The sequence below is a fragment of the Sandaracinobacteroides hominis genome (assembly GCF_016464365.1).
Lineage (GTDB): Bacteria > Pseudomonadota > Alphaproteobacteria > Sphingomonadales > Sphingomonadaceae > Sandaracinobacteroides > Sandaracinobacteroides hominis.
In genome coordinates this window covers 261,032-283,555 of sequence record NZ_JADCUC010000001.1, presented here as the reverse complement: position 1 = coordinate 283,555, position 22,524 = coordinate 261,032, and the positions used below count along the sequence as shown (strand labels likewise).

The 22,524-nt window shown below is 66.2% G+C and carries 20 protein-coding genes; 12 read left to right on the top strand and 8 right to left on the bottom strand.

Translation table 11 applies throughout. The features are described from left to right. Positions 1-78 precede the first annotated feature (78 nt). Positions 79-1,152, top strand: a complete 1,074-nt coding sequence (locus tag IM784_RS01480; RefSeq protein ID WP_199553519.1) for an A/G-specific adenine glycosylase — start codon at positions 79-81, stop codon at positions 1,150-1,152. Next, a complete protein-coding gene (nudC, locus tag IM784_RS01475) occupies positions 1,149-2,033 on the top strand; it encodes an NAD(+) diphosphatase (protein ID WP_199553518.1) in 885 nt (294 codons plus the stop codon). Before IM784_RS01480 ends, nudC begins: the two co-directional genes overlap by 4 nt. On the opposite strand, the gene IM784_RS01470 is transcribed toward nudC, so the two are convergent. Together IM784_RS01470 and IM784_RS01465 are read right to left on the bottom strand one after the other, a co-directional pair. Further along, complete coding sequence (locus tag IM784_RS01470) at positions 1,921-4,386, bottom strand: putative bifunctional diguanylate cyclase/phosphodiesterase (RefSeq protein WP_199553517.1); 2,466 nt, start codon at positions 4,384-4,386, stop codon at positions 1,921-1,923. The genes nudC and IM784_RS01470 overlap by 113 nt on opposite strands. Positions 4,387-4,416: 30 nt before the next feature. Then, positions 4,417-5,325 (bottom strand): prephenate dehydratase, encoded by a 909-nt coding sequence (locus tag IM784_RS01465; protein WP_199553516.1) that lies wholly within the window; start codon positions 5,323-5,325, stop codon positions 4,417-4,419. Between the two features lie 137 nt (positions 5,326-5,462). Here IM784_RS01465 and IM784_RS01460 point away from each other — a divergent pair, with 137 nt between their 5' ends. The 3 genes from IM784_RS01460 to IM784_RS16930 are packed head-to-tail and all read left to right on the top strand — an operon-like array spanning position 5,463 to position 7,731. Next, positions 5,463-6,140: a c-type cytochrome gene (locus IM784_RS01460; protein ID WP_207791631.1), complete on the top strand. Its 678-nt coding sequence runs from the start codon at positions 5,463-5,465 to the stop codon at positions 6,138-6,140. A 57-nt stretch (positions 6,141-6,197) separates the two neighbouring features. After that, positions 6,198-7,430 (top strand): S41 family peptidase, encoded by a 1,233-nt coding sequence (locus IM784_RS01455; protein WP_235976464.1) that lies wholly within the window; start codon positions 6,198-6,200, stop codon positions 7,428-7,430. Beyond that, complete coding sequence (locus IM784_RS16930; RefSeq protein WP_235976463.1) at positions 7,345-7,731, top strand: S41 family peptidase; 387 nt, start codon at positions 7,345-7,347, stop codon at positions 7,729-7,731. Before IM784_RS01455 ends, IM784_RS16930 begins: the two co-directional genes overlap by 86 nt. A 16-nt stretch (positions 7,732-7,747) precedes the next feature. Here the strand turns inward: IM784_RS16930 and IM784_RS01450 are convergent, their stop codons facing one another. Further along, positions 7,748-8,596, bottom strand: coding sequence for an LOG family protein (locus IM784_RS01450; protein WP_199553515.1), 849 nt, complete (start codon positions 8,594-8,596; stop codon positions 7,748-7,750). A 113-nt stretch (positions 8,597-8,709) separates the two neighbouring features. Here IM784_RS01450 and IM784_RS01445 point away from each other — a divergent pair, with 113 nt between their 5' ends. The 6 genes from IM784_RS01445 to IM784_RS01420 all read left to right on the top strand — a co-directional run bounded on the left by IM784_RS01445 (position 8,710) and on the right by IM784_RS01420 (position 15,343). Then, a complete protein-coding gene (locus IM784_RS01445) occupies positions 8,710-9,531 on the top strand; it encodes a hypothetical protein (RefSeq protein ID WP_199553514.1) in 822 nt (273 codons plus the stop codon). Positions 9,532-9,629: 98 nt separating this feature from the next. After that, on the top strand, positions 9,630-10,751 hold the full coding sequence (locus tag IM784_RS01440) for a phosphoserine transaminase (protein ID WP_199553513.1): 1,122 nt from the start codon (positions 9,630-9,632) through the stop codon (positions 10,749-10,751). Between the two features lie 3 nt (positions 10,752-10,754). Then, the gene (gene serA / locus IM784_RS01435) at positions 10,755-12,335 is read left to right on the top strand and encodes a phosphoglycerate dehydrogenase (protein WP_199553512.1); all 1,581 of its coding nucleotides are present in this window, start codon (positions 10,755-10,757) and stop codon (positions 12,333-12,335) included. Continuing rightward, positions 12,332-13,459: an ATP phosphoribosyltransferase regulatory subunit gene (locus IM784_RS01430; protein WP_328799412.1), complete on the top strand. Its 1,128-nt coding sequence runs from the start codon at positions 12,332-12,334 to the stop codon at positions 13,457-13,459. Before serA ends, IM784_RS01430 begins: the two co-directional genes overlap by 4 nt. Before the next feature lie 21 nt (positions 13,460-13,480). Continuing rightward, entirely contained in the window at positions 13,481-14,770 is a 1,290-nt protein-coding gene (locus IM784_RS01425) for an adenylosuccinate synthase (RefSeq protein ID WP_199553511.1), read from the top strand. An 18-nt stretch (positions 14,771-14,788) separates the two neighbouring features. Then, positions 14,789-15,343: a pyridoxamine 5'-phosphate oxidase family protein gene (locus tag IM784_RS01420; protein ID WP_199553510.1), complete on the top strand. Its 555-nt coding sequence runs from the start codon at positions 14,789-14,791 to the stop codon at positions 15,341-15,343. Here IM784_RS01420 and IM784_RS01415 read toward each other — a convergent pair. Then, the gene (locus IM784_RS01415) at positions 15,312-16,187 is read right to left on the bottom strand and encodes an alpha/beta fold hydrolase (protein ID WP_199553509.1); all 876 of its coding nucleotides are present in this window, start codon (positions 16,185-16,187) and stop codon (positions 15,312-15,314) included. The genes IM784_RS01420 and IM784_RS01415 overlap by 32 nt on opposite strands. After that, entirely contained in the window at positions 16,184-16,735 is a 552-nt protein-coding gene (locus tag IM784_RS01410) for an NADPH-dependent FMN reductase (RefSeq protein WP_199553508.1), read from the bottom strand. The genes IM784_RS01415 and IM784_RS01410 overlap by 4 nt, the downstream gene beginning before the upstream one ends. A gap of 110 nt (positions 16,736-16,845) precedes the next feature. On the opposite strand from IM784_RS01410, the gene IM784_RS01405 reads away from it, so the two are divergent. Next, positions 16,846-17,715 (top strand): acyl-CoA thioesterase, encoded by an 870-nt coding sequence (locus IM784_RS01405; protein WP_199553507.1) that lies wholly within the window; start codon positions 16,846-16,848, stop codon positions 17,713-17,715. 6 nt (positions 17,716-17,721) lie between these two features. Here the strand turns inward: IM784_RS01405 and IM784_RS01400 are convergent, their stop codons facing one another. The 3 genes from IM784_RS01400 to IM784_RS01390 all read right to left on the bottom strand — a co-directional run bounded on the left by IM784_RS01400 (position 17,722) and on the right by IM784_RS01390 (position 22,515). After that, entirely contained in the window at positions 17,722-19,227 is a 1,506-nt protein-coding gene (locus IM784_RS01400; RefSeq protein ID WP_199553506.1) for a hypothetical protein, read from the bottom strand. A 96-nt stretch (positions 19,228-19,323) separates the two neighbouring features. After that, positions 19,324-20,856 carry a hypothetical protein gene (locus tag IM784_RS01395; protein WP_199553505.1) on the bottom strand — a complete coding sequence of 511 codons (1,533 nt, stop codon included), beginning with the start codon at positions 20,854-20,856 and terminating at the stop codon, positions 19,324-19,326. Positions 20,857-20,940: 84 nt separating this feature from the next. Continuing rightward, a complete protein-coding gene (locus IM784_RS01390; RefSeq protein WP_199554103.1) occupies positions 20,941-22,515 on the bottom strand; it encodes a cisplatin damage response ATP-dependent DNA ligase in 1,575 nt (524 codons plus the stop codon). Between the last annotated feature and the right edge of the window lie 9 nt (positions 22,516-22,524).

Here is a 22,524-nt window from a genome sequence, read left to right as displayed (position 1 = left end):
AGGTGCCGGCTGAGGCGGCGGATTGGAAGGAGATCGTGGGGGCTTCGCCATCGCCGGCCGCTGTGCCAGAGAAGCCCCATGCGCGTCGACAGCCAATCCGAACCGATTTCGACACGTCTGCTGCGCTGGTATGATGCGAGTGCCCGCACCCTGCCCTGGCGGATCGCGCCGGGGAGCGGCGAGACGCCGGACCCCTATCGGGTGTGGCTGGCGGAAGTGATGCTGCAGCAGACCGGCGTGCTGGCGGCGGGGCGATACTGGCGGCGGTTTCTGGAGCTGTGGCCGACGGTTCAGGCGCTGGCCGCGGCCGACGATGCCGATGTGATGCGCGAATGGGCGGGGCTTGGCTATTATGCGCGCGCCCGCAACCTGCTGGCGGCGGCGCGCGTGGTGGCCGGAATGGGAGGTTTTCCCGAGACCGAGGTGGAGCTGCGGGCGCTTCCCGGCATTGGCCCTTATACGGCAGCGGCGGTGGCGGCGATTGCCTTTGGGCGGCGGGCGACTGCAATCGACGCGAATGTGGAGCGGGTGGCCTGCCGCCTGTTTGCGCTGGACACGCCCTTGCCCGCCGGGCGCAAGGCGATCGAGCAGGCGCTGGGGCCGCTGGTGCCGGCGGATCGCCCCGGCGATTTCACGCAGGCGATGATGGATCTGGGGGCGACGATCTGCACGCCGCGTGGCCCCCGATGCCTGCTGTGCCCATTGCAGGCTTGCTGTGCGGCTGCGGCGCTGGGCACGCCGGAGGCGTTTCCGGTGAAGGCGCCAAAGGCCGTGCGACCGCAGCGGCAGGGCCATGCCTGGTGGATCGAGCATGATGGCAATGTGGCCCTGGTGCGGCGACCGCCGAAGGGGCTGCTGGGCGGAATGCTGGCGCTGCCGGGGACGGGATGGTCTGTCGGCGAAGCGGAACGCTTTCCATTCGATGCCGACTGGCAGCCGATGGGCGCTGTGCGGCATGTGTTTACGCATTTCGAACTGAGCCTGCGGCTGTTTCGGACGCAATTGCGCACGCGCCCCCCCCTGCATTCGGGCCTGCTTTCGGGCGAACAGCTGATATGGACGCCCCGAGAATCATTAGCTGGCGCTGGCCTGCCCACGCTCTACGCCCGGGCACTGGCGCTGATTGACCAGCTGGAAGCGGAGCCTGCATGACGAAGACTGCCCTCCACCTAGGCTATACCGGAAACCCGCTGGACCGCGCGGACCATATGCGGCGCGATGCGGCAGCAGTGCAGGCGGCGCGGATGAACCCCGATGCGCGCTTCCTGATATTGAAGGACCTGCAGCCGCTGATGCGGGAGGACAAGAGCGACCTTTACTGGGCGCGGCGGAGCGAAGTGCCGAGCGGGGTCAGCATCCTGCTGGGGCTGGATGCAGATGGCGCGCCGCGCTTTGCGGTCGACGGGACGCCGGACGACGATATTCCCGGCGTGCCGACCGATGCCCGTGTTGCCGGCACGCTGCTGGGCGACGGGCGCGCCGCCATCGTGGCGCAGGCGCGTTCGGTGCTGGACTGGCACCGTCGGCACGGGTTTTGCGCCGCCTGCGGATCGCCGACAAGGCTGGACAGGGCCGGCTATAGCCGGCTGTGCGAAGGTTGCGGCGCCGAGCATTTCCCGCGTGTCGATCCGGTGGTGATCATGCTGGCGGAAAAGGACGGCAAGGCGCTCGTTGGCCGCGGCCCGCGTTTTCCGGTGGGCTTCATGTCGGCGCTGGCCGGCTTCGTGGAGCCGGGCGAATCGCTGGAGGAAGCCGTTGCGCGCGAGTTGTATGAAGAGGCGGGGATCCGCGTGCATTCGGTGCGGCTGGGCGCCAGCCAGCCCTGGCCCTTCCCTTCGAGCCTGATGATGGGCGCCTTTGCGACGGCGGACAGTTTCGAGCTGAACCTGGACGTGACCGAGATTTCCGAGGCGATCTGGGTCAGCCGGGAGGAAGTCCGCGCAGTTCTGCGGGGGGAAGGTGCGTGGACGGCGCCGCCACCGTTGGCGATTGCGCACTGGCTGCTGGCAACATGGGCCGATTCCGGAGAATAGCCACCGGCGGCGGTTCGTCGACCAGTTCCAGCAGCGGACGGCTGCGGTCGATCAGGCGCGCGGCTTCTTCGGCGGGCATCGGGCGGCCGAAATAATAGCCCTGTACCTGCGCGCAGCCGAGCCGCCGCATGGCCTCGAATTCGGCGCGGGTTTCCGTGCCCTCGGCCGTGGTTTCCATCCCCAGTCGCTCCGCCAGCGCGACGATGGCCTGGATGATGGCGGTCGCCTCGCCGCCGTCGGTTGCGCTCTTGCGGACGAAGCTGCGGTCGATCTTGATGCGGCGGAAGGCGATCTTCTGCAGATAGCCGAGCGAGGAATAGCCGGTGCCGAAATCGTCGAGCGCGAAGCCGACGCCCATTTCCTCCAGTTCGGCGAGCATGGCGCTGGTCTGCGGGCGTTCGTCGAGGAACAGGCTCTCGGTCAGCTCCAGTTCCAGGCGTTCGGGGGCGATGTTCCAGCGGCGCAGCGTGCGGTGGACGGTTTCGACGAGGCCCGGATCGTCGAACTGCAGCGGCGACAGGTTGACCGCGAGCTGAATGTGCCGAGGCCAGCCAGCGGCGACCTTGCACGCCTCGTTCAGGACCCAGGCGCCAATACGGCGGATGAGCCCGGCCTCCTCGGCCAGAGGGATGAAGACGGAGGGCGGGATGTCACCCAGAGTCGGGTGGCGCCAGCGGGCCAGCGCTTCGAAGCCGACGATCCGCTCGTCCATCGCATCCACCACCGGCTGGAAGGCGAGGCGCAGTTGGCCTGCTGCCATGGCGTTGCGCAGATCCATTTCCAGCGAGCGGCGCGCTTCGGCCTGCTGGTGCATGTCCCTGTCATAGTGGCGGACATTGCCGCGCCCGCGCGCCTTGGCGTCGTAGAGGGCAAGGTCGGCCGCGCGCATCAACGTCTCTACGGTGGCGCCGTCGGACGGCCCCAGCGCCACGCCGATGCTGGCGCCTATGTGGGCGGATTTGTCGCCGAGCGAGAACGGCCGGGTGATGCCGGCGATGATGGCTTCTCCGACCGACAGCGCGCGGGCGAGACTGGTGCCGGGCAGGACAATGGCAAATTCGTCTCCGCCCAAGCGACCGACCAGTGCGCCGTCGCCGCCATGTTCGGCCGCGATCCGGCGCAGGCGCTGCGAGACTTCGGCCAGCAGCCGGTCTCCGGAACCGTGGCCTAGGCTGTCGTTGACGGCCTTGAACCGGTCCAGATCGATGAACAGCAGCGCCGTCCCGCAGCCGGGCTGCAGCCCTTCGGCAAGCGCCTGGTGAATGACGCGGCGGTTCACCAGCCCGGTGAGGGCATCGAAGGTGGCGAGTTCGGCGATGCGTTCGGCTGCGCGCTGGCGGTCGGTGACGTCGGAACCAACGCCGCGATAGCCGAGCGGTCGGCCTTCGGAATCGACCTTTGGCGTGCCGGACAGCAGCCACCAGCGCACTTCGCCCTCAACCTCCACCCGCAGCAGGAAATCGCGGAACGGCAGGCCGCGGCGGACGAATTCCGAAAGCTCGCTGCCGGCCGCGCGTTCGTGGAGGAAGCGAGTCCAGTGATGGCCCACGACCTCTTCGACGGGGCGACGCAGCGCCTCGGCGAAGCGGGTGGAGGCAAAGGTGAGGCGGCCGGTCGAATCGAATTCATAGAGCCATTCCGAGCCGTTCGCCTCGAACTCGTTGAGCAGCAGGCGGACCACTTCGCCCTGCTCCTGAATCCGCTCCTTCAGCCGCATCCGCTGCATCAGCGCGCGTGTGATGAGCAGGTTTCCGCGCGTGACGAAGACCATGTAGCCGACAATGACGAGGGCGAGCGCCAACCGGTTGTCCCATCCGCCGGCGACAAGGCCGGTGAGCGCCCCGAGCGCCATCAGGCTGGTGCTGCCGATGGAGCCGAGCGGCCAGGGCGCCGAGGTATAGGCGTGGCAGCCGATGCAGGAAATCGCCACTGCCCCCAGCAGCATCGCATCGCCCGGCTGCGCCGTTGCCAGCATCTGGTGGAACAGCAATCCCCAGGCGGCGCCAGTGAGGATGTGGTGGGCGAGAGCAACGCGCATCGGCCGCAGCCCGGACAGGCGCCGAGGGCGACCAAGCCGATCGCGGTTCCAGACCTGCAGCGTCGCCAGCAGGTTCATCGCCTGCGCCAGCAGCCAGAATCCGAGGACCAGCGGATCGATGCGGCCTTCGAAGCTGAAGCCGAGCACGCCCAGTGTGAACAGCGCCATCAGCAGGTTCACCGGCAGATAGCGCTCGACAAAACGGAGCTGGCGCTGCCGGACGCGCTGCCAATAGGGATCGTCCGCCATTCCCATGCGGATAAGGTCGCGCCAGCGGATGCTGGCCGCCTTCGGGGGTAGGAATACAGCCGTCATGCCTTGGCTAACGGCTGAAAACCGGGAAACTTACGGCGCGGCGATTTCCGGGGGCACCATCGGATAGCTGCCCAGGAGGCGCACCCATTTGGAGTGGAAGGCGAGCTCCTCCAGCGCACGTGCGACGCCGGGCTCGCCCGGATGCCCCTCGATGTCGATCAGGAATTCCGCCGCAACGAAGGCGCCGCCGCGCAGGTGGCTTTCCAGCCGTGTGAGGTTGATGCCGTTGGTTGCGAAGCCGCCGAGCGCCTTGAACAAGGCGGCGGGGACGTTCTTCACCTCGAAGGCGAGGGTCGTTTTCGTGCGGCCTTCGTCTTCGGCGACCGGGCGCTGGGTGCGCGACAGCAGCAGGAATCGGGTGCGGTTGTTGTGGGCGTCCTGCAGCCCCTCGATCAGCAGGCTGTTACCGTAGAGTTCGCCCGCCAGCTTCGAGGCGATGGCGGCGGCGCGTTTGTCTCCATCGCCGGCGACCGCGGCGGCGGCGGCGGCGGTGTCGGCATAGCTGATCGCGGTGAGGCCGAGTTCGCGCGTGCGATTGCGGCACTGACCCAGCGCCTGCGGGTGCGACATCACCTCTTTCACGTCGGACAGCAGCGCGCCGGGCGCGCCGAGCAGGCAATGCTCCACCTTTACATAATGTTCGCCGATGATCGAAAGACCAGATTCCGGCAGCAGGAAATGCACGTCGGCGACGCGGCCGTGGCTGCTGTTTTCGACCGGGATCACCGCCAGCGCCGCCTGCCCGTCTGCGACCGCGGCCAGCGCGTCCTCGAAGCTGAAGCAGGGAAGCGGCAGACCATCGGGGCGGACTTCGCGGACGGCCTGATGGGAAAAGGCGCCCGGCGCACCCTGAAAGGCTATGGCCCGCTTCGGCTCGGCGGCGGCGGCGCGGCGCATGTCGTCGACAAGGCCCTGGGCGAGTGCGGGATAGCTCTGCATGGGGCGCGCGATTGCCCTTGCCGGCGCTCCGCGTCAATCTGCCCTGCCTCCCCCGCATGAGAGGGAGGCGTCCGGGAAGGATTGCAAACAGCGCCGCCGCTTTCTATGAGCGCCGCAATATCTGGGCTGAATGGCATATGCCGGCCCGCATTGTTCGGAGATCAGGTCAGGTGGACAGCTACGAGTGGAACAAGATTGCCGGCTGGGTGCTGGCGGCCATGATCTCGGTGCTCGGCCTGTCGGTTCTCACCGGTTACATGTTCCCGGTGCATCTTCCGGAAAAGCCGGCCTTCATCGTGGAAGGCGTGGAAGAAACGGCGGCTGCCGGCGGCGGCGCCGAAGCCGAGCAGCCTATCGAGGCGTATCTCGCCAAGGCCGACATCTCCAAGGGCGAAGCGCAGTTCAAGAAGTGCGCGGCCTGTCACACCATCGACAAGGGCGGCGCGGCAGGCATCGGCCCCAATCTCTATGGCATTCTGGGCGGCCCGCATGCGCACATGCAGGGCTTTGGCTACTCCGACGCGATGCAGGCAACCCATGGCAAGATCTGGGATTGGGATTCGCTGTCGCACTGGATCCAGAACCCGAAGAAGTACATTCCGGGGAACAAGATGGCCTTTGCCGGGATCGGCAAGCCGGAAGACCGGGCAAACCTGATCGCCTATCTCAACTCGAAGAGCGACAGCCCGAAGCCGATGCCGGCAGCTCCTGCCGCCGGTGCAGCTGAAGCGGCACCTGCTGCGGCCGGTGCAGCACCGGCCGCCGAAGCCCCCGCGGCTGCCGCGGGGGCTGAAGCGGCGCCTGCAAAGGCCTGAACCCCCTCAATTTTCGAGGGGGCTTCCATCTTGTTAAGGATGCTTTAATAGACGTGTATGTCCAGTACGCGTTTGTTTCTGTCAGTAGCCCTGTCGGCTGTTCTCGTTGCCTGCACGTCCGGTGATCCGCCCGGCGGTGAGCTGGCGGCGGGCGAAATCAATGCAGCGCCCATTCTCGTTCCCGGATCGGTCACCCCGGCGCCGTCTCCGACGCCGGGCACGATCACGCCGGGCACGATAGGTGGCCCCTCGACGCCCGGGCAACCCGGATCCGGCTGCACGCTGCGGGAACGGCAGGATTGGGCGGCGGCGCAGATCCGTGAATGGTATCTGTTCCCGGAGACGCTTCCGGCCGGCCTGGATCCGGCGAACTACCAGACGGTGCAGGGCTATATCGATGCGCTGACGGCCAACGCCCGGGCGCAGGGTCGCGACCGCTATTTTACCCATCTTGCCTCCATTGCAGAGGAAGACGCCTATTACGAATCCGGGTCCACGGCCGCCTTTGGCATGCGCGTGCAGCAGCTGATCGGCACGGACCGGCAATTCATCGGCGATGTCTATGAAAATACCGCGGCCAGCCGCGCCGGCCTTGTGCGCGGCGACGAGATCGTGGCGATCGGCACCACCCCTTCGACGATGGAGACCGTGACGGCAATCACGGCGCAGGACGGCGCCTATGGCGTGACGATTGCCATGGGGCCGCCAGACGTCGGTGTTTCCCGCACCTTGCAGTTGCGCGGTGTGGGGGGCAGCCGGACGGTGACGCTGACCAAGACCGAGTTCGATATCCAGCCGGTTTCGCCGAACTATGGCGTGCGCATCATCGAGGAAGGCGGCCAGAAGACCGGCTATCTGAACCTTCGCACCTTCATTTCCACCGCCGACCCGCAACTGCGCCAGGCCTTTCGCCAGTTCAAGGCGGCGGGTGTGCAGCAGTTGATCATCGATTTCCGTTATAATGGCGGCGGAATGGTGGATATCGCCGAGCTGATGGGCGATCTGATGGGAGAGGCTCGGCTTTCGAGCGACGTGTTCGAACAGATGCGCTTCCGACCGGAGAAAAGCTCGAATGACAGCGTGAAGCGTTTCGAGCGAAAGCCGGAGTCGATTGCGCCGCTGAAGCTGGCCTTCATCACTTCGGGCGATTCGGCCTCTGCGAGCGAAGCCGTCATCAACGGCATGCTGCCCTGGGCGCGAGACAATGTCGCGAGACAATGTGACGATGGTGGGCGCCAACACCTTTGGAAAGCCGGTGGGGCAGATCGGGCAGGATCGTTCGGCCTGTGACGACCGTTTGCGGCTGATCGCCTTTGCCGTGCGCAACGCCGACAATCAGGGCGACTATTATGACGGGCTGGCGGAAAAGGTCGGAAAGACCTGCACGGCCAGCGACGACCTGCTGCATCAGATGGGGGACCCGGCGGAAAGCTCGACGCGGATTGCGCTCGATGCGCTAGCCGGCAAGAGCTGCAGCCCGATCGCAACCGGATCGGTGGCGATGGCGCGGCGGACCGCCCCGACCCGGATGAAGCTGCTGGTGCCTGAGCGGCCCAATGTCGCCCAGCGGGAGACGCCGGGGACGTTCTAGGCCCCCGGCCATTCCGTCATTCGGCGTCGCAGACGATCTGCCAGGCCTCTTCGGCGGTTTCGACAAACTGAAAGAGCTTGAGGTCGGCGGGGGAAATCACGCCTTCCTCGGCCAGCGCCTCGAAGTTCACGACGCGCTCCCAGAACTCCTTGCCGAAGAGCAGGATCGGTATCGGCGCCATCTTGCCGGTCTGCACCAGCGTCAGCAGTTCGAACAGCTCGTCGAAGGTGCCGAAGCCGCCGGGGAAGACCGCAACCGCCTTCGCGCGCATCAGGAAGTGCATTTTCCGAAGCGCGAAATAGTGGAACTGGAAGCTGAGGCCGGGCGTTACGTAGGCGTTGGGCAGCTGTTCGTGCGGCAGGATGATGTTGAGGCCAACGGAAGGCGCGCCGGCTTCGTGGGCGCCGCGATTCGCCGCCTCCATGATGCTGGGGCCGCCGCCGGAGCAGACGACATAGTCGCGCGAATTGCCGCCGGAGCATTCGCGGCAGGAGGCGAGGAAGGCGAGCTTGCGCGCCTCTTCATAATAGCGGGCCTTGGCGGCGAGCCGCTCCACCACGGCCATGCGTTCGGGGGTATCGGCCGAGGCACGGAGGTCTGCCACTTCCCGTTCGCTCGGGATCCGGGCCGAGCCATAGAAGACGAAGGTGGAGGCGATGCCAGCCTCTGAGAGCAGCACTTCTGGCTTCATCAGCTCCAGCTGGAAGCGCACAGGGCGCAGTTCCGGGCGAAGGAGGAAATCATCGTCCTGAAAGGCGAGCCGGTAGGCCGGATGCTCGGTCTGGGCGGTGGGGGTGGGGTTTGCCGCAAAGTCTGCTTCGCGGGACGCCGGCTTGAACGGCGTGTGCGCTTCTTCGATTTTCATTGCCAGCCAACATAGGCGCTCCGGCCGCGGATTTCCACAGCCGTAAAGCCCGGTGTTTGACACGCCGCCGCCGCGCGGCAAAGCTCTGCCCGGGCAATATGAGGGGGCGAGTCTTGCCATATCGGAATCTGCCATATGTGATCGTGCTGGCCTTTGCCCTGGCGGTGCTCGCCTTCTGGCCGGGCTATTTCAGCAGGCTCGGCACATCTTCCTGGCTGTTTCACCTGCACGGCATCACGGCCAGCTTGTGGATGCTGGCGGTTGGCTTCCAGGCATGGTCGATCAACAACAAGCAGCGGGATCTGCACCGCGCTGGCGGCCTTGCCACACTGGCGATGTTTCCCCTGTTCATGGCGGGGGCCGGCGGGGTGACCTATACGATGGCGAAGGCGACGGAAGCGGGCGACCCCTTTTATCTGCTCTGGGGTGCGAAGCTGGGCATCATCGATTTCATTTCCGCTATCGCCATCCTGTGGCTGGTGCATCTGGCGCTGGTGCAGCGGCGCAACCTGCTGATGCATGCGAACGCCATGGTTGCCACCCTGCTGTTCCTGACCGTGCCGCTGTTTCCCCGCCTGTTGAACGCGCACATGCCCGGCTTGAAGATCAACGGTCCGGCGGACTTCCCGATTTTCGGCGCCGGACTGCAGTGGGCTCAACTGATGGGATTTGCCCTTGCCTTGTGGCTGGCCCGGCGGGCCGGGCGAAACCGTCTGCCGTTCGTGGTTGTGGCAGCGGTGATAGCGCTGCAAAGCCTGTTGTTCGAAACCTTCGCGACAGGCCGCATCTGGACGGCGCTGCACCTTTGGGCGGCTTCCGTGCCGGTGGCTCTGATGCTGGGCTCGCACGCCCTGCTAGGGGCGCTCGTCGTCTGGCATGGCTGGCAGGCCGGCGCCCGCAAGCGCCGCACCGTGGCAGGCTCTGCATCGGAGTAGCCTGCTCCGCTTTTCCTTGACCTGCCACATTTCGCCTCTATGAGCGGCGGCGGGCCACGCCGTCCCAACGCGGCGCGCGCTCTCTGAGAGGAGAGAATATGACTGTTGCACCTACCGTGCGCCCCGCTCGTGCGCATTTTTCGTCCGGACCCTGTGCCAAGAGGCCGGGTTACGACCTTTCCAAGCTCCCAACCGACAGCCTTGGCCGCTCGCATCGCGCCAAGATCGGCAAGTCGCGCCTGAAAGAAGCGATCGACCGCACCCGCGCCGTGCTGGGGGTGCCCGACACCCACCGAATCGGCATCGTGCCGGCATCCGATACGGGCGCCTATGAAATGGCGATGTGGAGCCTGCTGGGCGCGAAGCCCGTCACCGCAATCGCCTGGGAAAGCTTTGGCGAAGGCTGGGTGACGGACGCGGTGAAGCAGCTGAAGCTGAACCCGACGGTGCTGAAGGCCGATTATGGCGTGCTGCCGGATCTGTCGGCCGTGGATCAGGCGAACGACGTGCTGTTCACCTGGAACGGCACAACCTCGGGCGTGAAGGTGCCGAACGGCGACTGGATTTCCGATACGCGCGAGGGGCTGACGCTCTGCGACGCGACATCTGCGGCATTTGCGCAGCCCCTGCCCTTCGACAAGCTCGATGTGGTGACCTTCAGCTGGCAGAAGGTGCTGGGCGGCGAAGGCGCGCATGGCATCCTGATCCTGGGCCCGCGCGCGGTGGAGCGGCTGGAAAGCTATTCGCCGTCCTGGCCGCTGCCCAAGATCTTCCGCATGACTAAGGGCGGCAAGCTGATCGAGGGCATCTTCGAGGGCGAGACGATCAACACGCCGTCGATGCTGGCGGTCGAGGATTATCTGGACGCTCTGCGCTGGGCCGAGGAAATCGGTGGGCTGAAGGGCCTGCATGGCCGTGCCGATGCCAATGCTGCCGCGCTGAATGCGTGGGTGGATCGGACGCCCTGGGCCTCCAACCTTGCAGTGGATCCCGCGACGCGCTCCAACACCTCGGTCTGCATCAGGATCGATGGGCCGGCCGAGCTGCCGAAGGCGATGGCATCGCTGCTGGAGAAGGAAGGCGTGGCCTTTGACATCAACGGCTATCGCGATGCCCCGCCCTCGCTTCGGATCTGGTGCGGCGCGACCGTCGACACCGCCGATATCGAAGCCCTCATCCCGTGGCTCGATTGGGCCTATGCCACCGCGAAGGAGGCCTGAGCCATGCCTAAAGTTTTGATTTCCGACAAGATGTCCCCCAAGGCTGCCGAGATCTTCCGCGCTCGCGGGGTGGAAGTGGACGAAAAGCCCGGCCTTACCAAGGACGAGCTGGCCGCCATCATCGGCGACTATGACGGGCTGGCGATCCGCTCCTCCACCAAGGCGACGGCGCAGCTGCTGGAGCATGCCACCAACCTGAAGGTGATCGGTCGCGCCGGCATCGGTGTGGACAATGTGGACGTGCCGGCCGCCACCGCGCGCGGCATCGTGGTGATGAACACGCCGTTCGGCAACTCGATCACCACTGCCGAGCATGCCATCGCGCTGATGTTCGCGCTCGCCCGCCAGCTGCCCGAAGCCGACGCCTCGACGCAGGCCGGAAAGTGGGAAAAGAACCGCTTCATGGGGGTGGAAGTCACCTCCAAGACGCTGGGCCTGATCGGTTGCGGCAACATCGGCAGCATCGTTGCCGAGCGGGCGCTGGGATTGCGCATGAAGGTGGTTGCCTTCGATCCGTTCCTGACGCCGGAACGGGCGCTGGAGCTGGGCGTGGAGAAGGTGACGCTGGACGAGCTGCTGGCGAAGGCCGACTTCATCACGCTGCACACGCCGCTGACCGACAGCACGCGCAACATTCTTTCGGCGGCGAACCTCGCCAAGACGAAGAAGGGCGTGCGCATCATCAACTGTGCGCGCGGCGGGCTGATCGACGAAGCGGCGCTGAAGGCAGGCCTGGACAGCGGCCATATCGGCGGCGCGGCGCTGGACGTGTTTGTGGAGGAGCCGGCGACGGCGAGCCCGCTGTTCGGTACGCCCAACTTCATCTCCACCCCGCACCTGGGGGCGTCCACCGACGAAGCGCAGGTGAATGTGGCGATCCAGGTGGCCGAACAGATGGCGGATTTCCTGCTGACGGGCGGCGTCACCAATGCGCTCAACATGCCCAGCCTTTCGGCAGAGGATGCCCCCAAGCTGAAGCCCTATATGGCGCTTGCCGAGCATCTGGGGCAGCTGATCGGGCAGCTGGAATCGGAAGAACTTCGCGGCGTGACCGTGGAGGTGGAAGGCGCAGCTGCGCAGTTGAACATCAAGCCGATTACGGCTGCTGTTCTGGCCGGTTTGATGCGCACATTCTCCGACACGGTGAACATGGTGAACGCGCCTTCGATGGCGCGCGACCGCAACATCGAAGTCGCAGAAGTCAGGCACGAGCGCGATACCGATTACCAGACGCTGGTTCGCGTTCGGGTTCGCACCACCGGCGGCGAGCGTTCGGTGGCGGGTACGCTGTTCGGAACGGACAAGCCGCGCCTTGTGGAGATTTATGGCATCAAGGTGGAGGCGGATTTCGCCCCGCGGATGCTGTTCATCATCAACGAGGACAAGCCGGGCTTCATCGGCCGGCTTGGCACGCGCCTGGGTGAGGCGGGCGTCAACATCGGCACCTTCCACCTGGGCCGCCGCGATGCCGGCGCCGAGGCGATCCTGCTGCTGTCGGTCGATTCGGCGGTGGATGAGCCACTGCTGTGGGAACTCTGCCGCCTGCCCGGCGTGAAGACGGTGAAAGCGCTGAAGTTCGCGTGAGCGACGGTCCCGACATATCGGCCTCCGGCCGAGGGCCATCCCTTTTGCCTTCTGGCTTCCGCGACCGGCTTCCGCCGGCCGCGGAAGCTGCATCCTTCCTGACCCGTACCGTCGTCGATGCCTTTGCGGCGCGTGGTTATGCACGGGTGTCGCCCCCGCTCGCCGAGCATGAGGCGTCTCTGGCGCGCTGGTTGGGGAAGCCTCTTGACGCGGCGCTGTTCCGTTCGCCCGATCCGGCGACTGGCGAGGCGCTGGCGCTGCGGCCCGATATCACGGGGCAGATCGCACGCATTGCCGCGACGCGGCTGGCCGATGCCCCACGACCACTGAGGCTGGCCTATGCCGGGCCGGTGCTGCGGGCGCGGGCGGGACAGCTGGACCCTGCGCGGGAACTGACGCAGGCCGGGGCCGAGCTGATCGGAGTGGATGGCGTGGCGGCGTTGGCGGAGCTGCTGACGACGGCGCTGGAGGCGTTGGCGGCGGCGGGAGTCGAAAATCTGTCCGTGGATCTCACGACGCCCGATCTGGTGCCAGAACTGGCAGCCGGGCGCTGGCCGGTGGCGGACCTGCCGACCCTGCTGGCGGCGCTGGACGGCAAGGATTGGGGGGCTCTGGGTTCCGCCGAGGCGCGGCCCTATCGGCAGTTGCTGGATCTGGCGGGCGAGGCCGATCTGGCCTTGCCGAAACTTGGGGAGATTGCGCCGTCGCTCGCCATCGAGCTGCGGGCGCTGGTGCGGGCGTTGCCCGATGTACGGATCACGCTGGACCCGACCGAGCGGCATGGGTTCGAATATCACAGCTGGGTTGGCTTTTCGCTGTTTGGCAGCGCCAATGGCAAGCCGTTCGCGACCGAAATCGGCCGTGGCGGGGCCTATCGCGTGCGGCATCTGGACGGGACGGAAGAGCGGGCGGCGGGCGTTTCGCTCTATGTCGATACGCTGGTCGATGCCGGGCTTGGCATGACGTCGCCGCGGCGGGTTTTCCTGCCCACCAGCACCGATCCCGCCATTGGCGCGCGGCTGCGCGCGGAGGGCTGGGCCACCGTACAGGGGCTTTGCGAAATGGATTCGTCGGAAGGCTGCTCTCACGTCTGGAACGGAAGCGCCGCCGTCGCTAAGGACTGACGGCAACTAGGAGCTTGTAACTTGGCTAATGTCGTCGTGATCGGCGCCCAATGGGGCGACGAGGGTAAGGGCAAGATTGTCGACTGGCTGTCGGCCAGGGCCGATGTGGTGGTGCGGTTCCAGGGCGGCCACAACGCAGGGCATACGCTGGTGGTGGGCGAGCAGGTCTATAAGCTGTCGCTGCTGCCGTCCGGCATCGTGCGCGGCACGCTTTCCTGCATCGGCAACGGCGTGGTGCTGGACCCGTGGGCGCTGCGAGACGAAATCGCCCGCCTGCGCGAGCAGGGCGTGAAGATCAGCCCGGAGAATCTGATGGTGGCGGAAAGCTGCCCGCTGATCCTGCCTTTCCACCGCGACCTCGATGCGCTGCGCGAAGACGCCAGCGGCGCCGGCAAGATCGGCACCACGCGGCGCGGCATCGGCCCCGCCTATGAGGACAAGGTGGGCCGTCGGGCTTTGCGTGTGTGTGACCTTGCCGATCTGGACAGCGCTGCGCCGCAGATCGACCGGCTGCTCGCGCACCACAACGCGCTGCGCGCCGGTTTCGGAGTCGATCCGATCGACCGGACGCAGCTGGTTGCCGAACTGGAGGCGATTGCGCCGGAAATCCTGCCCTATGCCGCGCCTGTCTGGGTGACGCTGGCGGCGAAGGCGCGGCAGCGCGCACGCATCCTGTTTGAAGGTGCGCAGGGCGTGCTGCTGGATGTCGACCATGGCACCTATCCCTTCGTCACCTCTTCCAACGTGGTGGCGGGCCAAGCGGCCGCCGGTTCCGGCATGGGGCCAAATGCGCTGAGCTATGTGCTTGGAATCGTGAAGGCCTATACCACACGGGTCGGCTCTGGCCCCTTCCCCACCGAGCTGACCGACGAGGTTGGCCAGCGTCTGGGCGAGCGCGGGCGCGAATTCGGCACGGTCACGGGGCGCAAGCGGCGTTGCGGCTGGTTCGATGCGGCGCTGGTGCGCCAGTCGATCGCGCTGTCGGGCGTGAACGGCATTGCACTTACCAAGCTGGACGTGCTGGACGGTTTTGACGAGCTGCTGGTTTGCACCGGCTATGAAGTGAACGGGCGCAAGCTGGACTATCTGCCCGCCTCCACCACCGAGCAGGCAGCGGCGACACCGGTCTATGAGCGGTTCGAAGGCTGGAGCGAATCCACGCAAGGGGCGCGCAGCTGGGCCGATCTGCCGGCGGCGGCGATCAAATATATCCGCCGCATCGAGGAGCTGATCGATTGCCCGGTGGCGCTGGTGAGCACCAGCCCCGAGCGCGACGACACGATACTGGTGCGGGATCCGTTCCGCGATTGAATCGACAGGATATGGGCGATGGCTGATTTCTTTCCTGAATTGAACGCCAGGCACATGGATTTTGTCGGGAAACAGCCGGTTTTCTTCGTGGCGACCGCGGCCGAGGGCGCGCGCATCAACCTGAGCCCCAAGGGCATGGATTGTTTCCGTGTGCTGTCGCCGAACCTCGTCGGTTATCTGGATGTGGGCGGATCGGGCAACGAAACGCATGCGCATCTGGCGGCGGACGGGCGCATCACGCTGATGTTCTGCGCCTTTGACCAGCCGGCGCTGATCTTCCGTATCTATGGACGGGGCGAGGCGGTGCTGCCGCAGGACCCGCGCTGGGCGGAGGTGGCAAAGCAGTTCACGCCATTGCCGGGCGCGCGGCAGATCTTCCTGATCCATGTCGAGAGCGTTCAGGAAAGCTGCGGCTGGGCCGTGCCGTTCATGTCGTTCGACCAGGAGCGGCAGACGCTGCGCAAATATCACGCCCAGCAGGACCCGCTCGCCCGGATGGAAAAGGTCAGCACGCGCACCCGCAGCATCGACGGTCTGCCGGTCACTCCCCCTTCGAAGGTGGCGGAGTTCTAGCTTCGTCCGCGACCGTCCGGATCGCGGCGATTATGGCGTCGGGGCGATCGAACATCATCATGTGGCCGGAATCCGGAACCAACTCGGCTGAGCCGCGCGTCGAGATCATGGCCTGCTGCTTCTGCGCTTCGAATCTGGGCGCGGCCTGCGCGTCCTTGCCAGCGGCCAGCAGGATCAGCGGCATCGTCAGGCTGCCCGGCTGCTGTTGCGAAAGGCCTGACGACGTCGTGGTCTGGAAGGATTCGATTTCCGACAGCCGCGCCTCCCAGCGGACGGCGGCCAGTTCCGGCTTGCTGGTGCGGCAGCGCGCCGGCTGCGGCTCGCCTTCTGCAGACGGGCCGGCCCTGGCCACGGCAAGACAGGTGCGCGCCATCGTCGCGGGAGGAATGTCGGCGGCCGGGCCGTTGTAGGGCAGGCTCGGGTCCACCAGAACCATGGCTGCAACCTGTTCGGGCCACAGACGTGCGAAGTGGCGGACGTTCAGGCCGCCGAGCGAATGGCCGACGAGGATGTAGGGGCCCTTCAATCTGGACTTCTCCAGCGCGGCGTGGAGATCGCGCGCAACGGCTTCGCCGTCGCGGGGGAGCGGCCCCGCGTCACTGAGGCCGGAACCGGCGCGATCCTGAGCGCAGACACGAAAATCATCCTTCAGGCCGGCGATCACCCTGCCCCAGGCGCGGGAATCGGCGGACCAGCCGGAATCCAGAATGACGGCAGGGCCGGATTTGCCTTCGCACCAGAGGTTCAGCTTGCGGCCGTCGGGCAGCTTCACCGGCTTGTCAGCCGGCGCAGCGGCAGCTGCACCGGCCAGCAGCAGCGCCAGAAGCGCGGCGGCGAACTTCATCCTCTGACGAAGGCTGTGAAGCCGGCCAGATAGCGCTTCAGCTGCTCCTGTTGCTCCGGGTCGGCGAGATGGCCATCGGCGTCGAATGCCTGCCCCGCGCGGGAGAGCATCAATCTGCCGCTGGTCCAGTAGTCGGTTTCCAGCGTCCGCAGCACCGGCAGCCAGGCGTTCTGCGACAGGATCGTGCCGAAGCCGCCGGGCGAAGCGCCGATCACCGCGAACTTGCGGCCGCGAAACACCCCGGCGCTGTCGCGCGGCGGGCGGGATGCCCAGTCGATCGCATTCTTGAACACGCCCGGCATCGAGTTGTTATACTCCGGCGTCACCAGCAGCACGCCGTCTGCGGCCCGAATCGCGTCCTTCAGCGCCGTGACGGCTGGCGGAATGCCCTCTGCGTCCTCGACATCCTGATTGTAGAGGGGGATGCCCTCGATCGTCATTGCGGTGAAGCTGACTCCATCGGGCACCAGCGAGGCCGCGCAATGCAGCAGACGGGTGTTGAAGCTGGCCTTGCGGAGGCTTCCCGAAATGCCGAGAATGTGCGTCATCGCTGGCTCCTCTGTTGTGCTGCCCCTGTGGGCGAAACGCTGCTGCGCCGGCAATGTTGCAACCGCCACCATCGCTTGCAACCGCTTTCAAGCCGCCCTAACCGCTGGCAATGCCCACTCCGCTTGCGCGCCTGATCCGCCTCCTCGATGTCGAGGAAATCGAAGTCGACCTGTATCGCGGTACCAATACCGACGAAGGCTGGCAGCGCGTGTATGGCGGGCAGGTGGTGGCGCAGGCACTGGCGGCCGCGCAGCGAACGGTGCCGGCGGACAGGCCGGTGCATTCGCTGCACAGCTATTTCATCCGCCCGGGCGAGCCGCGCATTCCCATCCTGTACAAGGTCGACCGCGAGCGCGATGGCGCCAGTTTCACCACGCGCAGGGTTACCGCCATCCAGCACGGCCGGGCCATCTTCTCTCTGGCGGCGAGCTTCCAGACCGTCGAAGAGGGCTTTGCGCATCAGGACGAGATGCCGACAACGACCGGCCCCGATGGCCTGCTGAACGAACGCCAGCTGCACGAAAAGGCGGGGGACCGCATTCCCGAGCCGTGGCGTTCCGTCTGGGCCAGTCGCGACCGGCCGTTTGAATTCCGCCCGGTGTCACCTCTCAGCCCGTTCAAGCCGGAATCCTATCCGCCGTTCACCCGGAACTGGTTCCGGGCCGATGGCGAGGTGCCCGCAGACATAGCGGTGCGCGCGGCGCTGTTTACCTATGCCACCGACATGACGTTGCTGGACACCTGCATGCTGCCGCATGCGGTTGCGTGGACCGACCCGAAGCTGCAGGCGGCAAGCCTGGACCATGCGATCTGGTTTCACCAGCAGCCCAATCCGGGTGCGTGGCTGCTGTTCGATCAGGCGAGCCCCGCCGCAAGCGGCGGCAGGGGGCTGAACATCGGCAAGATCTTCAGCCAATCGGGCCAGCTGGTCGCCACCGTGGTTCAGGAAGGCCTGATCCGCTATCGGCGCGAGGACTGATCCGCTTCAGTTCCTGCTCTGGACCACCGTCGTCACCGGGCTGCGCTGCCGGCGGAATTCCTCCACCTCTTTCAGCAGACCCGGCCGGTCGTTCGCGAGGGCCCTTGCCAGCAGCTGACGTGCGACGTCGGCCGCCGGGCCGCCGTGCGGCGACCAGGCGAGCGGCTGCAGCACGGCGGCTGCCTCGTCCATGCGATCGGCATAGGAAAGCGCCACCGCGGTATCCAGAACCACCTCGCTCACCTGCGGGGCGAGTTGGTGCGCGCGCAGAAGCACCTCCAGCGCCTGCGGCGGCAGCGGCCCGTCGACCGGCCGATAGAGCCGCGCCCAGGCATGCAAGGTGCGCCAGTCGGAGGGAGCTGCCGCATAGGCTTTGGAAAGCCAGCCGCGCGCTTGCTCCGCACCTGCATTGCCGCCCGCCAGGCGCGCGGCCGTGGCACGCCAGCGCAGGAGGTCCGGATCGCCGGGATGGGTCGCCAGCAGGGCATCCAGCCGGGCTGCCGCCGTTGCGGCATTGCCATATTGAAGCTCTGCCAGGGCGAGTGCGCGGCGGGAGAGGTCGTCCGGCGGCTCCTGCGCCGCCAGCCTGCGGATGTCGCGCAGCGCTTCCGGCCCGGCCGAGGGTGCTATTCCATGCTCCAGCGCCACCATCGGCAGCAGCAAGGATTCGGACGATGGCGGCAGCTGGGTGACGCGGATGCCTGACCGGGTGGCTGCCGGCCGGTCGAAGCTGCTGTAGGTCGCCCGGGTTTCCAGATAGCGGCGCAGTTTCAGCTGGAAGCCGGGTAGATCCGGATCGATATGCGCCCGGAAGGCCGCTACCGGATCGTCGCCGGCGCCCGTTGCCTTCAGATAGGCGATCAGCTTTTCCCGCATTCCGGGGCTGCGGAACAGATAATGGGTCAGCAGCCAGCTCTGCGCATAGAACATCCCCGAGCCGGCGGCCTGCCCCGTCGTCTGATTCGACAGCAGCTGCTCCAGCGGCAGCCAGTTCCCCTTGCTGAGCCAGGCGGCGCGATTGCTGCTGACCTGCCCCAGCTCGATGCGGTCCGGGCTGAAGCCTGCAGTTGCGAAATATTCCGCGAAGCCTTCGACATACCAGGCCGGATAGCCGAGCCTGCCCGAGCCGAGCAGGAAATGGTGGGCATATTCGTGCAGGAGGATTTCCTGCCCGCCCAGATCGCCGCCGGTGGCCGGCCCGCGATCGAGGGCGACAGCGGAAATCCGGCCGTTATCCGCCCGATAGAAGCCGGCGACATTGGGGGCGAGCTTGCGCCAGGGGGTTGCGTCGGAAATCCTGTCCACCAGAAACACGTCGAGCGGCGGCGCGCCCGCCGGGAGGTTGCGCCCGGTCACGTCCACCAGCAGGCGGTGAAAATCCTCCAGCACGGCGGCGCGTTCGATAACCCGATCCTCGGAGGTGTCGCCAAAAACCCGGAAATGTTCGGAATCCGCCCGCACCCAGCCGGCCAGCAACGGCGACGCCATCAGCGAAAGGCAAAGGGCAGCCAATAGGCGAAGCACCGCGTCCGACTCCTCTTTACGCAAGTGCAGCATTAACCAAGGCGCACCTTCGCGGAAAGCGTGTCTGGGCTACGGATTTGTGAACTATTGGTGCGCAGCGGGTCCCGGCTCGGGGATTGTCGGCAGGTCGGGCACCTCAACGCCCTTTTTCTCGAACGCCTCGAAGGCGGCGTCGACCTGCCCCTTTTCTCCGGTTTTCAGCGCCTGCAGCAGCTTCTCTATCGAGGATTCCTGTTTGCCGTGCGGGTTCAGCACTGCGGGCGCCAGAATCTCGTAGGCGAGCGAATAGTTGCCCGCCCTCGCGAGCTCGAAACCGGCCCTGACACCCAGCTCACTCACCTGCGGAGCCAGCATGGTTGCCTTCAACAGAACGTCGAGAACATTGGGGGGCAGCTTTTCGCCACTATCGAAACTGTCCACATAGGCAAGCAGCACCTGCCAATCATTGGGCACCTGCTTGAAGGCCCGAACCAGTAGCCTGCGAGCCTTCAGCCGATCTTCGTCCGCAAGCTTGTCATTGTCCAGATACAGCGAGGCACGCCAGCGCAGCAGGTCCACATCATTCGGCAATTGCGCGAGCAGGGTATCGAGCTTCGCCGCCGCCAGCTTGCCGTCGCCGCCGATCGCCTCGGCGATTGCCAGCGCCTTTTCGGCATAGGGATCACCCGGATTCCGCGCGGCGGCATCGCGGATGCGCTTCAGGTTGCGCTCGTCGGTTTCCTTCTTCTGCGGCAACTGCATCGAAGCGAGCGGCAGCAGGATTTTCTCGGCCGACGAGGGAAGATAGTTGATACGGATCTCCTCCTTCCCCGGAGGTTCGCGCTTGAGGCGGCTGTAAGTCATGCTGCTGGAACGCATGTAGCGCCGGAGTTCGCGCTGGAATGCGGGGAGATCTTCGCTGACCGCAGCCTTGAAGGCAGACACAGATTCCTCGCCGCTGGAGACCCTGCGCAGATACTCCTTCAACTTCGGCGCCATTTCCGGATTGCGAAACATGTAATGGGTGAGCAACCAGCTCTGCGCATAGAATTGATCGGGCGTCTTCCGGCCTTCCGATCCCAGCAGCTTTTCGAGATCGATCCATGGCATGCTGGTGAGCACATAGAAGCGGCCGGGATTGCCCAGCCCGAACTCCACCTTGTCGGGCTTGAAGGTAGCCGTCATCAGATATTCGGCGAAGCCCTCGACGTACCAGGCTGGCGCCGTGCCGCCCGTCTGCATCATGAAATGGTGCGCATATTCGTGCAGCAAGGTCTGCCGGCCGCTGTTCCAGGCGGCGGGATTGACACTGCCTTCCTCGCTCAGTGCCAGGATACCGCCGGGTGTCGCCATGTACATGCCGGCGATGGAGTCCGACACATTCGGCACGAAAATCTGCATCTCCTTGCGGCCATCGATCATGTAGATGTCGAGTGGTGGTGCGTCGGCGGAGAACTTCTTGCCGGTCAGCAGCTCCAGCAGGCGGTGGTAGTCCTCCAGCGCGGCCGCATCCGACTGCAGGCGCTGGACGCTGCCCTCGCTGTAGATGCGAAAGTGCGGAGTCTCTGCGACACGCCAGGCGAGGGCCGGCGAAGCGCCCAGGAACAGGGCGAAAATGAGGCCAAGGATACGCAACATGACCGAATGGCTAGCGCGCCGCCGCGCGCTTTTCCAGATGCCTTCACCACTTGTGTCGGTTTTTCGCCGGAGACTGCTGCGCGCTCAGGCGGTATCCGCCATCTTCGCCAGCGACTGCAAGGTTTCCACCCTGTCGGCCTCTGCCGCCGGCTTGTCGGTGCGGATGCGCGAAATGCGCGGGAAGCGCATGGCGAGGCCGGATTTGTGGCGGCTGCTGGGGCCGATGGAATCGAACGCCACCTCCAGCACCAGCTGCTTTTCCACTTCGCGCACCGGCCCGAAGCGGGCCGTGGTATGCGTGCGCACCCATTGGTCCAGCCACTTCAGTTCCGCGTCGGTGAAGCCGAAATAGGCCTTGCCCACCGGCAGCAGCTGCCCGTCCGCGCTCCAGGCGCCGAAGGTGAAATCGGAATAGAAGCTGGAGCGTTTGCCGTGCCCGCGCTGAGCATACATCAGCACGCAATCGGCCGTCAGGGGCGGACGCTTCCACTTGTACCAGAGGCCGGCGCGGCGCCCGGCGCTGTAGCTGCTGTCGCGCCGCTTCAGCATCAGCCCCTCGATGGCGGGGTCGGGTGGTTCGGCGCGCAGACGGGCAAGGTCTTCGAGCGTTTCCGCGTGCAGATCGGGCGAGAGATCGAAACGGGTTGGATCGAGCCGCTCCACCACTTGCGTCAGCCGCGCCCGGCGCTGCCCCAGCGGCAGCTCCCGCACATCCTCGGCGCCGTCGAACAGCAGGTCGTAGCAGCGCAGGAGCACCGGATATTGCGCCTGCATCGCTGCCGACACGGTCTTGCGGCCGAGGCGCTGCTGCAGGGCGTTGAAGCTACCGACGGCGCCTTCTCCGCGCACCAGCAGCTCGCCGTCGATCACGGCGTCGGTTTGCAGAGCGGTCGCGATTTCGGGGAAGGTGGCGGAAATGTCGTTGCCATCGCGCGAATAGAGGCGAACCTGGCCGTTCACCCGCACCGCCATGGCGCGGATTCCGTCCCACTTCCATTCGGCGGCATAGGCCGCGACGTCGAGCGCCTCGGGATCTTCCAGCGGATGCGCCAGCATGAACGGGCGAAACAGCGGCAGCGCCGCGAGATCCGGGCGCGGCCCTCTGCCCTCGCCCCAGGCGAACAGTTCGGCATAGGGCGGCTCTACCCCATGCCAGAGCTCCTCCACGTCGTCCGGCGAAACGCCGAACGCCTGCGCAAAGGCGACGCGCGCCAGCCGGGCACCGGCGCCCACCCGCAGATTGCCGGTGGCGAGCTTCAGAAGAGCGTAGCGGCCCGTGGCATCCAGTCGGTCCAGCAAGGCCGAGAGAGCCGCCGGCGCTTCGCTGCGGGAGAGGGAGCGCAGGCGCTCGACCACTTCGGCAAGTCCCGGCGGGTCGGCTTCCGGCTTGCCCTCCCACAGCAACGAGACGGTTTCGGCGAGGTCCCCCACATAATCGTAGGAGAGGCGGAACAGCATCGGATCGACCCGTTCCTCGATCAGGCCGCGGATCAGCGCCGGCTTCACGCCCGGCAGGCTGAGCCCGCCGGTGAGAGCGGCGAGGCCCCAGCCGCGATCCGGATCGGGCGTATCGCGCAACCAGTCCGCCATCAGCTTCAGCCGCGCATTGCGCCCCGCCGTGAACGACAGGGAATCCAGCAGTTCCGCGAAACCGGACAGCCCGCTCAC